The 13,852-nt window shown below is 58.6% G+C and carries 15 protein-coding genes; 6 read left to right on the forward strand and 9 right to left on the reverse strand.

What is annotated here, in order from left to right:
• Window positions 1–38 precede the first annotated feature (38 nt).
• Together uvrA and SIB58_RS14650 are read left to right on the forward strand one after the other, a co-directional pair.
• Window positions 39–3,017, forward strand: coding sequence for an excinuclease ABC subunit UvrA (gene uvrA / locus SIB58_RS14645; protein WP_066908671.1), 2,979 nt, complete (start codon window positions 39–41; stop codon window positions 3,015–3,017).
• Complete coding sequence (locus SIB58_RS14650) at window positions 3,014–4,516, forward strand: alpha/beta fold hydrolase (RefSeq protein WP_067327438.1); 1,503 nt, start codon at window positions 3,014–3,016, stop codon at window positions 4,514–4,516. The genes uvrA and SIB58_RS14650 overlap by 4 nt, the downstream gene beginning before the upstream one ends.
• On the opposite strand, the gene SIB58_RS14655 is transcribed toward SIB58_RS14650, so the two are convergent.
• On the reverse strand, window positions 4,507–4,722 hold the full coding sequence (locus SIB58_RS14655; protein ID WP_156486803.1) for a hypothetical protein: 216 nt from the start codon (window positions 4,720–4,722) through the stop codon (window positions 4,507–4,509). The two genes, SIB58_RS14650 and SIB58_RS14655, sit on opposite strands and share 10 nt — an antisense overlap.
• Before the next feature lie 32 nt (window positions 4,723–4,754).
• Between SIB58_RS14655 and SIB58_RS14660 the strand changes: the two genes are divergently transcribed.
• Window positions 4,755–6,911, forward strand: a complete 2,157-nt coding sequence (locus SIB58_RS14660; protein WP_066908677.1) for an HAD family hydrolase — start codon at window positions 4,755–4,757, stop codon at window positions 6,909–6,911.
• Here the strand turns inward: SIB58_RS14660 and purT are convergent.
• Window positions 6,908–8,077 (reverse strand): formate-dependent phosphoribosylglycinamide formyltransferase, encoded by a 1,170-nt coding sequence (gene purT / locus SIB58_RS14665; RefSeq protein ID WP_066908923.1) that lies wholly within the window; start codon window positions 8,075–8,077, stop codon window positions 6,908–6,910. The genes SIB58_RS14660 and purT overlap by 4 nt on opposite strands.
• Window positions 8,078–8,121: 44 nt before the next feature.
• Here purT and SIB58_RS14670 point away from each other — a divergent pair, with 44 nt between their 5' ends.
• Window positions 8,122–8,301, forward strand: coding sequence for a cytochrome B6 (locus tag SIB58_RS14670; RefSeq protein WP_066908680.1), 180 nt, complete (start codon window positions 8,122–8,124; stop codon window positions 8,299–8,301).
• Between the two features lie 11 nt (window positions 8,302–8,312).
• Here the strand turns inward: SIB58_RS14670 and SIB58_RS14675 are convergent, their stop codons facing one another.
• From SIB58_RS14675 to SIB58_RS14685, 3 genes are all read right to left on the reverse strand, one after another.
• A complete protein-coding gene (locus SIB58_RS14675) occupies window positions 8,313–8,561 on the reverse strand; it encodes a hypothetical protein (protein WP_066908683.1) in 249 nt (82 codons plus the stop codon).
• Between the two features lie 11 nt (window positions 8,562–8,572).
• Window positions 8,573–9,598, reverse strand: a complete 1,026-nt coding sequence (gene mraY / locus SIB58_RS14680; protein ID WP_231884225.1) for a phospho-N-acetylmuramoyl-pentapeptide-transferase — start codon at window positions 9,596–9,598, stop codon at window positions 8,573–8,575.
• A 102-nt stretch (window positions 9,599–9,700) separates the two neighbouring features.
• Window positions 9,701–9,949, reverse strand: a complete 249-nt coding sequence (locus tag SIB58_RS14685) for a DUF3134 domain-containing protein (RefSeq protein WP_231857106.1) — start codon at window positions 9,947–9,949, stop codon at window positions 9,701–9,703.
• 70 nt (window positions 9,950–10,019) lie between these two features.
• On the opposite strand from SIB58_RS14685, the gene SIB58_RS14690 reads away from it, so the two are divergent.
• Complete coding sequence (locus SIB58_RS14690; RefSeq protein ID WP_231857112.1) at window positions 10,020–10,217, forward strand: hypothetical protein; 198 nt, start codon at window positions 10,020–10,022, stop codon at window positions 10,215–10,217.
• Window positions 10,218–10,244: 27 nt separating this feature from the next.
• On the forward strand, window positions 10,245–11,450 hold the full coding sequence (locus SIB58_RS14695) for an argininosuccinate synthase (protein ID WP_066908694.1): 1,206 nt from the start codon (window positions 10,245–10,247) through the stop codon (window positions 11,448–11,450).
• A 23-nt stretch (window positions 11,451–11,473) separates the two neighbouring features.
• On the opposite strand, the gene SIB58_RS14700 is transcribed toward SIB58_RS14695, so the two are convergent.
• From SIB58_RS14700 to SIB58_RS14715, 4 genes are all read right to left on the reverse strand, one after another.
• A complete protein-coding gene (locus SIB58_RS14700; RefSeq protein WP_066908697.1) occupies window positions 11,474–11,857 on the reverse strand; it encodes a hypothetical protein in 384 nt (127 codons plus the stop codon).
• Between the two features lie 45 nt (window positions 11,858–11,902).
• Window positions 11,903–12,271: a 30S ribosomal protein S6 gene (gene rpsF / locus SIB58_RS14705; RefSeq protein ID WP_066908700.1), complete on the reverse strand. Its 369-nt coding sequence runs from the start codon at window positions 12,269–12,271 to the stop codon at window positions 11,903–11,905.
• Between the two features lie 79 nt (window positions 12,272–12,350).
• On the reverse strand, window positions 12,351–12,815 hold the full coding sequence (locus tag SIB58_RS14710; protein WP_066908704.1) for a Tic20 family protein: 465 nt from the start codon (window positions 12,813–12,815) through the stop codon (window positions 12,351–12,353).
• A 78-nt stretch (window positions 12,816–12,893) separates the two neighbouring features.
• On the reverse strand, window positions 12,894–13,805 hold the full coding sequence (locus SIB58_RS14715) for a shikimate dehydrogenase (RefSeq protein WP_369813434.1): 912 nt from the start codon (window positions 13,803–13,805) through the stop codon (window positions 12,894–12,896).
• Between the last annotated feature and the right edge of the window lie 47 nt (window positions 13,806–13,852).

A 13,852-nucleotide genomic window follows, 5' to 3' on the forward strand; every position in this document is an offset into this window, starting at 1 on the left:
GATCTCAGTAGAATCACCAGTTCCTGAGATCCAGCCGTATGGGGCGACCCGCTCCCAAATCAAAGGCCTCGTCTTCGGCAGAGCCGGTGAAACTAACGACTGGATCAGAAGAGGACGTGATCCGCGTTCGTGGTGCTCGTCAGCACAATCTCAAGAACGTTGATCTCACCATCCCTCGCAACAAGATGGTGGTGTTCACCGGAGTCAGCGGTAGCGGTAAAAGCTCCCTGGCTTTTGACACGATTTTCGCTGAGGGTCAGCGTCGCTATGTCGAGAGTCTTTCCGCCTATGCCCGTCAGTTTCTAGGCCAGGTTGACAAGCCTGATGTTGATGCCATCGAGGGGCTCTCCCCGGCGATCTCGATCGATCAGAAATCCACCAGTCACAACCCTCGTTCGACTGTCGGAACCGTCACGGAGATCCAGGATTATCTGCGCCTGTTGTTCGGTCGGGCCGGCGATCCCCATTGCCCGAAGTGTGATCGGCCGATCCGGCCCCAGACCATTGATGAAATGGTTGATCAGATCCTCACGTTGCCTGAATCCACGCGTTATCAACTGCTTGCTCCGGTTGTGCGTGGCAAAAAGGGCACCCACGCCAAGCTGATCAGCGGGTTGGCCGCTGAGGGTTTTGCCCGGGTGCGGATCGATGGAGAAGTGCGCGAGCTGGCCGACAACATCGAACTCGACAAGAACCAAAGCCACAACATTGAAGTGGTGGTGGATCGGCTTGTTGCTCGCGAGGGAATTCAGGAACGGCTCACCGACTCCTTGCGCACCTCCCTGAAACGCGGAGATGGTTTAGCCATCGTTGAGGTGGTGCCCAAAAAGGATGAGCAACTTCCTGAGGGAGTCGACCGGGAGCGTTTGTATTCCGAGAATTTCGCCTGTCCCGAACATGGGGCAATCATCGAAGAGCTTTCACCGAGACTGTTCTCTTTCAACAGTCCTTACGGTGCCTGCGAGGCCTGCCATGGCATCGGTCACCTGCGCAAGTTCACTCCGGAGCGCGTGGTTCCGGATCCGTCACTGCCGGTTTATGCCGCAGTGGCTCCCTGGGCTGAAAAAGACAACTCCTATTACTTCTCCCTGCTTTATTCCGTCGGGGAGGCCTTTGGCTTCGAGATCAAGACTCCCTGGAAGGAACTGACTGAAGACCAGCAGGATGTGCTGCTCAATGGCAGTCGCGAACCGATCCTGATTCAGGCTGACAGCCGTTATCGCAAGGGAAATGGCGGATATCAACGTCCCTTTGAGGGAATTCTGCCGATTCTTGAGCGCCAGTTGCGTGATGCCAGTGGCGAGGCCCAGCGTCAGAAGCTGGAGAAATTTCTGGAACTGGTTCCCTGTTCCAGTTGTGCCGGCAAACGACTGCGGCCGGAAGCATTGGCCGTGCGCATGGGCTGCTTCCGAATTACGGATCTCACGGCTGTGAGCGTGGGCCAGACCCTTGAACGGATTGAGCAGTTGATGGGCGTGGGCGCCTTTGAGAGCAGTGAACCACTGCTCACGAACCGTCAGATTCAGATCGGAGATCTCGTGCTGCGGGAGATCCGCATGCGATTGCGTTTTTTGCTGGATGTCGGTCTGGACTATCTGAGCCTCGATCGGCCGGCGATGACCCTCTCCGGCGGTGAAGCACAGCGGATCCGTCTGGCGACTCAGATCGGAGCTGGGCTTACCGGAGTGCTCTACGTGCTCGATGAGCCGAGCATCGGTTTGCACCAAAGGGACAATGACCGCCTGCTGGCCACCCTTGAACGGCTGCGTGATCTAGGCAACACCCTGGTTGTGGTCGAACACGATGAGGACACGATCCGCGCAGCCGATCATCTCGTGGACATTGGCCCCGGAGCTGGGGTGCATGGCGGTCACATCGTGGCCGAGGGTTCCCTGCAAGATTTGCTGGATGCCGATCAATCGATCACCGGTGCCTATCTCAGTGGAGAGCGCAGCATTCCCACTCCTTCGGAACGTCGCTCAGCAGGCACTCGCAGCCTCAAGCTGCTCAACTGCAATCGCAACAACCTCCAAGATCTGAGCGTGGAGTTTCCGCTCGGACGTCTTGTCTCCATCACTGGGGTGAGCGGCAGTGGCAAGAGCACGCTCGTGAATGAGTTGCTTCATCCTGCCCTTGAGCATGGCCTCGGCCATAAGGTTCCTTTCCCCAACGGCCTCGGTGAGCTGCGTGGACTCAAGTCGATCGACAAGGTGATCGTGATCGATCAGTCACCGATCGGCAGGACTCCCCGCTCCAACCCCGCCACCTACACCGGTGCGTTTGATCCGATCCGTCAGGTGTTTGCAGCCACGGTTGAAGCCAAGGCCCGCGGCTATCAGGTGGGTCAGTTCAGTTTCAATGTCAAGGGTGGTCGCTGCGAAGCCTGCCGCGGCCAGGGCGTGAACGTGATCGAAATGAACTTCCTGCCGGATGTTTATGTGCAGTGCGATGTCTGCAAGGGCGCCCGATTCAATCGGGAGACTCTTCAGGTCACCTACAAGGGGCACACCATCGCCGAGGTTCTGGAGATGACCGTTGAGCAGGCTGCCGACGTGTTTTCTGCGATTCCGCAGGCGGCTGACCGATTGCGGACCCTGGTGGATGTGGGTCTCGGTTACGTGAAACTTGGTCAGCCGGCACCCACGCTCTCCGGCGGTGAGGCGCAACGGGTGAAGTTGGCCACTGAACTATCCCGTAGGGCCACCGGCAAGACGCTTTACCTGATCGATGAGCCCACCACAGGCCTGAGTTTCTATGACGTGCACAAGCTGATGGATGTGATGCAGCGTCTTGTGGATAAAGGAAACTCGATCATCTGCATCGAGCACAATCTCGATGTGATCCGTTGTTCCGACTGGTTGATTGATCTTGGTCCAGAGGGTGGTGATCGCGGTGGACAGTTGGTGGCCTGCGGAACGCCGGAAGAGGTGGCCCAGCACCCAACCAGTCACACCGGTCGCTATCTCGCCAGGGTTCTGGAGCAGCATCCCCCTCAGACGGTTTCTCTGGCGGCATGACGTCCTTCCCGTGTTTCCGCTTGCGTGGCCTGGTTGCAGCCTTGGCTTCGCTGCTGGTCGCTCAACCGGTGGCTGCAGTTGAGCGCCTCACCTTCACCTTGCCTTTGCTGGATGAGAGCATCAGCCTGGATTTGAGTCAGGCCACCAATGCCCAGCAGTTGATCGACTCCAATCCAGATCTTCAGGAGCTGGATTGGGCAGGCGATGGATCAGTGCAGAAGCTGATTGAGGCTTTGCTGACGGCACCGCTCCCTGAAGAGACCAGCAGCATTGTCCGCCAATCCCTCGGGCACCCTCTGTTTGAGCAGCTTCTTCTCACTGCCTCTGAATTGGTGGAGGTCAAGGGTCTTCCGGTCGACACCAGCGGGCGCATGGTGTCTGAGGCTTTGGCCGCGGCCTATCGCGATGATGAGCCCCATCTGCTCGGATTCCTGCGTCATGTTCCTGGAGATGAGCTGTCGATCAATCTCCAGGAGCTCGCTTTTTACGCCAAGAGACTGAGAAGCAATCAGGACGATGCAAGGGCCCTGGTGCAAAAGGGCAGCGCAGCCGAGCCTGTTGCTTCAACGATCGTCGCTGCGGCCGCATCCGGCTGGACCCGCCGACAACGTTCCATTGCGGTGAACCATCGTCCGCAGCCCCTGCAGGTCACGGTGATTTCCCCGACCGGATTGTCCAATGGTCGACTGGTGGTGATTTCCCATGGGCTATGGGATGCACCTTCCAGTTTCGAGGGCTGGGCCCATCTGCTCGCTGCCCATGGTTATTCCGTAGTGCTCCCAGGTCACCCGGGTAGTGATTCCAAACAGCAGGAGTCACTGCTTGAAGGTAAACAGCCACCGCCGGCATCCGAGGAACTGCGCTTGCGCCCCCTGGACGTCACTGCCGTGATTGATGCGGTCGAAACGGGCAGCTTGCTCTCTGGTTCGTCTGTTCAAACCGATTCTGTAGCGGTTGTGGGTCATTCCTGGGGTGCCACCGCGGCTTTGCAGTTAGGAGGTCTTCAGACCACGAGCCGGAAGCTGAGCTCCCGTTGTCAGGATCCTCGTGATCCAGACCGCAACCTGAGCTGGGTTCTGCAGTGCAGCTGGCTCAAAGGTGCTGATCAGGGATCGCTAGGTGACACGAGAGTTCGATCCGTGGTTGTGGTCAGTCCGCCTCTGCGTCTGTTGTTTGATGAATCCAGCGGTCCTTCGATGCATGCCAAGGCGCTGTTGGTGAGCGGCACCCGTGATTGGGTTGTTCCATCGGATCCTGAAGCGGTCGTTCCACTTCGCAATGGTCAGCCTCTGGCGAATGGTCATCGCATCGTGTTGGCCTCAGGCGGTGATCACTTCAATCTCTGGGCTCCAGTGGGTGCCGAACAACCACCGGTGCTGGGGCCCCTGATTCTTGCCTGGATTAATGACCATCTCGGAATCACCGATTCGCTCAGCTTCAAGGGCGGCGGTTGGGGTCATCAACGTGTGCCACTCATTGATGTCACTGGTCAATTATGAAAATTCTTTACGGCATTTCGCTGTTGTAACCAATCCAATTTTGTCCGCATTTCTTCATCTAAAAAAATCGCAAGTAGCAGTCCTGGTCTGCTTTGAAGCCTGTTGAAGTCAAGCAATCTGGGCATGCCACCGAGTTGAGCTTTTTCAGTTATCAGATTGTTTTCATCTTTTCCAAGTTCTATATCACCTAACCCTTGATCGGACACCAGGACCTGTTCCTGAACGTGTTGGAGGTCTTGTGGGACTGAAGCTGCTGCATCTTCATCTCCACGGCTTGTTTCGCTCCCAGGATCTGGAGCTTGGCCGTGACGCAGACACCGGAGGTCAGACCCTCTATGTGTTGGAACTGGCCCGCAGCCTGGCCAACAGAGCCGAGGTGGATCATGTCGAGGTCGTCACACGTCTGATCCAGGACCGGCGCGTGTCCCTCGACTATTCCAGATCTCAAGAGCCGATTGCACCTGGTGCATCGATCCGTCGGTTCAGTTTTGGACCTCGGCGTTACTTGCGTAAGGAACAGCTTTGGCCGTATCTGGATGAGCTGGCCGATCAGCTGGTTCGTCATCTCCGGGAAAGTGACAATCGCCCCGATTGGATTCATGCCCATTACGCCGATGCCGGCTATGTGGGGGCCCTGGTCAGTCGACGTCTGGGAATTCCTCTTGCCTACACGGGCCATTCCCTGGGACGTGAGAAATTGCGTCGTCTGCTTGCGGCGGGTGGAGAGCATGAACAGATCGAGCAGAATTATTCGATCAGTCGGCGCATCGATGCCGAAGAGCTGGCTCTCGCCCATGCCGATCTGGTGATTACAAGCACGCGACAGGAACGTGATGAGCAATACGCCCGTTATGGATGCTTCAAGCCTGAGCATGCTGAGGTTGTGCCACCGGGTGTCGACAGCAGACGTTTTCACCCTCACGGCAACCCGGATGAATTCTCCGAGGTGTCAGAGCTGCTGAGTTCGTTTTTAAGAGAGCCTGAGCGTCCACCTCTGCTGGCCATCTGCCGTGCGGACCGGCGCAAAAACATTCCTGCGCTGGTTGAAGCCTTTGGTCGATCTGCGGTCCTGCGGCAGCGCCACAACCTGGTGCTCGTGCTGGGCAATCGTGATGATTCCCGCCAGATGGACCGTCAGCAACGGGAGGTGTTTCAACAGATCTTTGATCTGGTCGACCGTTACGACCTCTACGGCTTCGTTGCCTACCCCAAGCACCATCGCCGTGATCAGGTTCCGGCCATCTATCGCTGGGCAGCGACCCAACGCGGCTTGTTCGTTAATCCAGCACTGACGGAGCCTTTCGGTCTCACGCTGCTAGAGGCTGCGGCATCAGGTCTGCCGATGGTGGCCACCGATGACGGTGGTCCTCGAGAGATTCTCAGCCGTTGCGATAACGGGCTTGTGGTTGACGTGACCGACAGGGAATCACTCCAGGATGGTTTGGAGCGCGCCGGTGCTGATCGCGATCGTTGGCGGCGGTGGAGTGACAACGGCGTGGAGGCTGTCAGCCGTCACTACAGCTGGGATGCTCATGTCTGTAGTTACCTGGCGCTGATGCAGGAGCGTCTGAAGGGCTCGAACACGGTGACTGTTTCCTCGCAGCTGCTGGCGACACCAGCGGGTCTGAGTCCTTTCGGTTCCCGTCTGCTGCTGCTGGATCTCGACAGCAGTCTTGAACAGCCGGATCTCAATGATCTGCAGAATCTGCGTCAACAGCTGATGGCACCCTCTGCCCGGGCTGCCCAGACAGGTTTCGGCATCGTGACCGGACGGCCTCTCGCTGCGGCCCGGCAGCGTTTTGCCGAGCTTCATCTGCCTGACCCGCAGGTCTGGATCACCCAGGCGGGCACTCAGATTCACTACGGCCAGGAGGAGCAGGCGGATCGCTTCTGGCAGGCTCAGATCGGTGTTGACTGGCAACGCGAGTCTGTGGAGCGGACCCTCTCCGATCTTGGGGATCACATCAAACTGCAGAAACGAGAGCATCAGGGTCAGTTCAAGGTCAGCTATCTGCTGCAGCAACCGGGCCCTTCCGTGTTGCCATTGATTCGCCAGCGTTTGCGTCAGAGCGGTTTGCCTGCAAGGCCTCAACTGCGCTGCCACTGGTTCCTGGATGTGCTGCCCATGCGGGCATCACGTAGCGAGGCGATTCGCTTTCTTTCGCTGCGTTGGGGTTTGCCTCTGGAACACATTCTGGTGGTGGCCAGTCAGCAGGGCGATGTGGAGCTGCTCCGAGGACTGCCGGCGGCGGTGGTCACCGCTGACCATGACCCCTGCCTGGATGGTTGTCGCCATCAGCAGCGTGTTTATTTCGCCAATCGCTCCCGCCTGATGGGCGTACTGGAGGGTCTCCAGCACTACCGCTTCCTCAGCGCACGGTCCCGGCTGGATTAGTCCTTGATCTCAAGCGTCACAGCACCAGCGCTGCGATCGGCTTTGGCCTGAGCATCAGCCCTCTGGTCGCCGCAAGCCAGGGCCACACCCATGCGCCGACCCGGTCGGGCCTCCTGTTTTCCGAACAACAACACTCTGGTGTCGGGTTCGCTCAGGGCTGACTCCAGGCCGCTGTAGCTCACCTGGCTGCCATGGCGGTCCGCGAGGATCACTCTGCTGGCTGCGGCCGCGGCACAGCGGATCGTTGGGATGGGCAAACCAAGTACAGCTCTCAGATGCAGTTCGAACTCACTGAGGTTCTGGCTGATCAGAGTAACCAGACCCGTGTCATGGGGACGAGGAGACAGCTCTGAAAAAATCACCTCGTCGCCGCAGAGAAAGAACTCCACCCCGAACAAACCTGTTCCTCCCAGGTTGTCTGTCACCGTGCGCGCCATGGTCTGGGCACGCTGCAACTGCTCTTCGCTCAGTTGGGCAGGCTGCCAGCTGCATTGATAGTCACCGTTGGCCTGTTCATGTCCGATCGGTGGACAGAAGAGTGTTGAACCGTCGTTTTGGCGGATGGTGAGCAGTGTGATCTCCAGATCAAAGCGCAGAAACTCTTCCACAATCACCTGGTTGGAAGTGCCACGTGCGTTGGCGATTGCCGCCTCCCAGGCCTGATCAAGATCCTCGGCGCTTCTCACCACGCTCTGCCCCTTCCCGGAGGAACTCATCACCGGTTTGACAACCACCGGCCAGCCCAATGGTGCTGCCGCTTGATGCAGGTCTTCGGCACTAGCCGCATAGGCGAAGCGAGCGGTGCGCAGCTTGAGCTCTTCTGCTGCCAGGTCGCGGATTCGATCACGGTTCATGGTCACGGCAGTGGCGCGGGCCGTGGGAATCACGGTGATGCCCTCCGCCTCCAGTTCGGCCAGGGCATTCACGGCCAGAGCCTCAATCTCTGGAATCACCACGCTGGGTCTATGGCGACGCACCACCTCCAGCAGTGCCTCAGGCTCAGTCATTGGCAGCACCTCCGCCAGATCTGCCACTTGCATGGCCGGTGCCCCGGCATAGCGATCACAGGCGATCACCCTGCAGCCAAGGCGCTGGGCGGCAATGGCCACCTCTTTGCCCAGTTCACCACTGCCTAACAGCATCACTGTGGCGGGAAACGTCGTCATGGCCTTTTTCAGGGCAGCATGGATTGATCCTCGCTCCACGCCTGATGCTCCCATCACTGAGCTTCACTCCCGTCGCCTTCACGACGGCTGGAGATGCCGCTGATGGGCTGATCTTTGGCTGGGAGATCGCCACAGTCCAGAAATGGGCTTTGATTTATCTGGGTGCGTCGCTTTTGGCCTTTGTCATCGTCTGGTTGGTTGGAGCCTTGCGCACGAGGGTCTGAGTGCAACCAGTTCAGGATTCAAGTTCGTGCATCAGGGTCAGTTGGCGCTCCGCCGGTTCTTCGTTCACAAATCCCCACGATTGGAAAATGTCGGCATCTCTGTGGGTGATGTGTTGTGCGCCATTGCGTTGTTCCAGCACAAATCCTCTGTCGGCCATGCGCCGCATCAGGCTGGCGGCCTCTTCGAAACGCGAGGCCATCGCCTCAAGGCTGGAGCAGTCGGAGGTCAGACCTGCTTCCTTCCAGGTGAAATAACTCATGGTTGGCCGGCTCAGGTAGGGCGGAGAACGATACCAAGAATGACCAGAGCTGCTGTCGCAAGCCAGAACATCGGCACCACAATCTGCTCGGATGTTCCACCCAGTTCGAAATGGTGATGGAGTGGGGCCATACGGAACACCCTGCGACCTACACCATCCGGCCCCTTGGTCGCTTTGAACACCCACACCTGGATGATTACCGACAGTGATTCAGCGAGGAACACGCTACCCATCACCAATAGGGGCCAGAGGCTGTTGGACAGCAAGGCCACGGCACTGAGTGAGGCACCCATTGCCAGGGAGCCCGTATCTCCCATGAACACCCTTGCTGGGTTGCGGTTGTGAATGAGAAAGCCGAGCCAGCAACCGGCCATCGCCATGCAGAACGCTGCCAACGCAGGGTCACCCTCGTTGCCGCGCAGCATTAACTGCAGTCCCAGACCCGTGAACACAAGGGCGCCACAGCCTGAGGCCAGGCCGTCCAGTCCATCGGTGAGATTGGTGGCATTACTTTCCGCAAGGAAAACGAACAATCCCAGTGGCCAGATCAGTAAGCCGAAAGGAATGGCCATCCCGAGGGGCAGAACGACCGCCTCAGGGATCCACCCCTGCCAGGCTGACCAACCAAGAAACAGCATGGCCGCGGCACTCTGCAGCACAATTTTTCCTCTGGGTTTTAGGCCTGTGTTGGTGCGTTTGGTCAGGCTGCTCCAGTCATCGATGCCACCGATCACCATGTAAGCCAGCGTGACCAGTCCAACAGCCAGCAGCTGCTCGGCGCTGCGTCCTTCCCAGCTGATCAGGCATCCCGTAATCACTCCAACGGGGACGACGAGAAGGCCTCCCATGGTTGGAGTGCCGGATTTACTTTGATGTGCTTCAGGACCCTCTGTTCGGATCACCTGGCCCATTTTCAGAGCTCGCAGCCGAGGTGCTCCCCACCAGGTCACAACGGCAGAGATCAGCGTGGCCGTGAGCAGGGGCAGGCTCAGCAGGCTGTTGGGAATCCAGCGATCTGACGCAAAAGCTGCCATCATCACCACTGTGATCAACACAGCAGCGGGAACCCGGCCGTCGAGATGGGTGGATCGGTCCGCAGAAGCGCTCAAGTCCCGAAGACGAATCGCTGGGACACTAGGTCAGTCTTCCCAGTTTTCTTCGTTCTCTTCGTCAGCCTTGTAGTCCTCTTTTTCACCCATCAGCGCGGAGAGTTCCTCTTCTTCCACCGTGCTCACCTCGGGTGAATTGGACTCTTCGTCCTCCACCAGGCGACCACTGGTTTCAAGCCAGCTCAGCAGATCGGGCTCCTCGCGAAGCGGAAGCACTGGTGCAGGCTCCTTGCGTCCGTAGCGGGTCAGGGCCGGGTTGACGTTGTCGAGGGCGCTCAAGTCCGTGAGAGCTGAGGACAAAATCTTCAGAGCCAATCCTTCATCATAGAAGACCGCGCATTTCCAGCTCTTGAAGAAAGCGGCGATTCTCGCTTCTGTCTGGGGAATCTCTCTGCTGATCAGTGCGTTACTGCGATTTTGGGGACAGCAACATCCTCAGCCTCTTGAGCCCAGTGCCATTCCAATCCTGGTTCTGCTGTTGATGCCTTCAGGACTGATGGCGGGATGGCTGCTGTGGTCGTCCCGCGGGAGTGGAGAATCGGAATAGTTCCGATACAGATCAGGAGTCCGCTTGATGGGACGCGCCAAGAAGGTTGTGCTCGCGTATTCCGGAGGTGTGGACACCAGTGTCTGCATTCCCTACCTCAAGCAGGAGTGGGGAGTCGACGAGGTGATCACCTTTGCTGCAGACCTCGGTCAGGGCGATGAGCTGGAGCCGATTCGTCTCAAGGCTCTGGACGCTGGTGCAAGTCAGTCCCTGGTTGGTGACCTGATTCAACCCTTCATCGAGGAGTTCGCTTTTCCAGCGATCCGGGCCAATGCTTTGTACGAGGGTCGATATCCACTGTCCACAGCACTCGCGCGTCCGCTGATTGCCCGACGTCTGGTGGAGGTGGCACGGGAGGTTGGCGCCGATGCCGTGGCTCATGGGTGCACCGGCAAGGGAAACGATCAGGTGCGCTTTGACGTGGCGATCGCTGCCTTGGCTCCTGATCTGAAGGTGCTCACACCTGCCCGTGAATGGGGAATGAGCCGTGAGGAAACGATCGCCTATGGCGAGCGTTGCGGGGTTCCCGCTCCAGTGAGTAAGAAGTCTCCCTATTCAATCGACCTCAATCTGCTGGGTCGCAGCGTTGAAGCGGGTCCGCTTGAGGATCCGATGGTTGCGCCTCCCGAAGAAGTGTTTGCCATGAGCGTGTCCGTGGATGCGGCACCGTCTCAGGCTCAAGAGATTGAAATCGGCTTCGAGGCTGGTAATCCGGTCAGTATTGATGGCGTGCGGCTGGCACCGGTTGAGCTGATCCGTGAAGCCAACCGACTGGCTGGAATGCATGGCATCGGCAGGCTCGACATGATCGAGAATCGAGTGGTCGGCATCAAGAGCCGTGAGATCTATGAAACCCCCGGTCTGCTGTTGCTGATCCAGGGCCATCAGGAATTGGAGAGCCTCACCCTGGCAGCCGATGTGCTTCGCACCAAGCGTCAGCTGGAGATGCAGTGGGCGGACCTGGTGTATCAGGGCCTCTGGTTCGGACCGCTCAAGGAAGCGCTCGATGGATTCATGGATCGCACCCAGACCCACGTGAATGGCACGGTCCGCCTGCGTCTGCACAAGGGCAATGCCATTGTCACGGGGCGCAGCTCCAGCGACAGCGGCCTTTACGTTCCTGAGATGGCCTCCTACGGCAGTGACGATCAATTCGATCACCGTGCAGCAGAGGGTTTCATCTACATCTGGGGATTGCCCATCCGGATCTGGTCGGCAGCCCGACGACGTTAGCAGTCAGGCAGTTGCCGGCTGAATCAGGCGGCGTGCCGATCGGCACGCCTTCGATTGTTGTGTCTTGTGCTGCGCCAGCGTTCCAGAAGGGGAATGGGGATCTCTGGCAGCGGCTTCGAGGGCTCTTCAATCAGGGGCAGAGCAGGTTCGCCCAGGATCTGTTGAGCTCGTGCCAGCAGGCGGTAACGCTCCATCAGTGGTTCCAGGCGTTGCTGAAACTTGCGCTCAAACAGGTCTGGGAGCTCACTCAGCAGTGCTTCATAGTGTTCAACCGTCTGCTCAAGTTCAACGATGCGCGCTCGCAGAGCATCGTTGTCGTCTTCCTGGTATGGATCAGCCTGAACCGGCTCCGGTGATGGATCCCAGAGAGGTAATGGTGCCTGATGGTTGGCGTCGGGAGGCTGCATGACCGAACGCTATCGCTCGGTCAGCAGTTGAACAATGCCTTGGATTTAGGCGGAAGCTTCGGCTGTTTCGGGCTGTGCAGCGGGTTCAGTGCCTGGAGCCACGCGGGGAGCCGGCAGAGGTCCGTCTTGCTTGACGGTGAGATAGCGGATCACGTCTTCGCTGAGGCGCATGGCTTTCTCGAGAACAGCAACTTGCTGTCCATCACCGTTGTGGCTCAGCTGAACGTAGATGCCTTCCTTGTGCTTTGCGATCGGATAGGCGAGACGACGCTTGCCGCGCATCTGGTTGTCCAGAACATCAGCACCGGTTTCCACCAGGATGTCGCGGTACTTGGTGAGATGAGACTCAACTTCCTCTTCCGGAATGTCCGGACGAAGGATGTACATGGTCTCGTAGTAAGGCGTCTGGGTCATGGAGACAGATCCGACAGGGACTGAAGGCTCACAGCGTGAGCGACGGATCCAACAGCCTATCTCCTTGGGGTTGACACATTCAGTAGAGCTGCATGCGAACAGCCTGGCTCAATCCTGGTAGATCAGGTTCTCTGCCGCGGATGCATTCGATCAGAGCGAAGATCACCACAGCCAGCACCGCCACCACAACCGTGCTTGACAGGGTGCGCAGCATCAGACCACTGCTGAGTGGCTGCAGCAGGATGCCAAAGGCGTAGCCGAGCAGCACCACGATGATGTCGACCAGCAGGGCCTGGAGCGTATTGAAGCGTAGGAAGTAGGGCACGTTTGGATTGCGCACCACAGCCAGGAACAGCAGGAAGAACACCAGCAGATTTCCGAAGGGGATGCCCCGTTCGAGCAGTACGAGAGGCAATGCAGGCAGGGTGAGCCACTGCATCCAGGGGAACTGACCCATCAGATGGCTGCCGAACGGAATCGCATTGCTCCAGGGCAGGACGTACACCAGTAGACCCAGGAACCGTTGCCAGGCGGGAATGGGCATCGCAGCCTCAACAGTGGCCCGAGCGTAGGTCGTGTGACTCAGAACGTTGCTTCAGTCCGTGGATCCTTCAGTTAGAACCTAATCCGCATTCAGGCTTCGAAGCGCTTCTTCGCGCATCAGCGCAACCGGGACATCCGGGCGGCCCGACCATCGACGCAGGGAGGCAGCTCCCTGCTGAATCAGCATTTCCAGGCCATCGATGCTGTGGCATCCAAGCTGTTGCCCCAGCACCAGCCATGGCGTTGGTCGTGGTGTGTAGATCAGGTCATAGAAGGTCATGGATGCATCAACGCCTGTCCAAAGATCTCTGCCCAGCGGCATGGCGTTGTCATCCCCGTGACCCTGCATCCCCACGGGAGTGGTGTTCACCACAAGCTTCGTTCGTTTCAAGATCCGGTTGAGCGTGTCCGCTTCGAGGGCCATGCCGATCAGCGGCACGCTGTCGTTGCTCTGGGCGGACGTCAGGTTGTTCAGAAAGGTTTCCAGCGCGTCAGGGCGTCTCCCGGCCACATGAATTGCGCTCAGAGGAAGTTGCTGCAGCCCGGCCACCACGGCTCGGGCGCTGCCACCGCAGCCCAGCACCACAGCTTCAGCCCCTTGCCACAGCTCTGGAGACGACTGCAGCGGTGCCAGAAAACCCTCGGCATCGGTGTTATGGCCATGCCATCCACCCTCTTTGAGAGGCGTGAGCGTGTTTACGGCCCCCAGTCGCTTGGCCAGAGGACTCAGCTCCCGGCAGAGGTCTGCTGCCTGTTGCTTGTGCGGAATGGTCACGTTCAGCCCGCGGCAACCCACGGCTTGCAGTCCGTTGAGCACTGTCTTCAGATCATCCGCTTCACAGGGCAACGCCAGGTAACGCCAATCGAGATGCATCGCTTTCAGCGCAGCGTTATGCATCACCGGTGACAGGGAATGGCTCACGGGTTGTCCGAGCAAGCCGATCAGTTCTGTGGTTCCGCTGATCATTGCGAGTCGCACAATCCTGCGCACCAGCCTGCTGCCTCATCGGCCTGTTCGGGAACCACACCTCGCCTGGA

Origin of the sequence: Synechococcus sp. MIT S9504, assembly GCF_047497135.1 — a bacterium.
In the GTDB taxonomy this organism is placed as follows: domain Bacteria; phylum Cyanobacteriota; class Cyanobacteriia; order PCC-6307; family Cyanobiaceae; genus Synechococcus_C.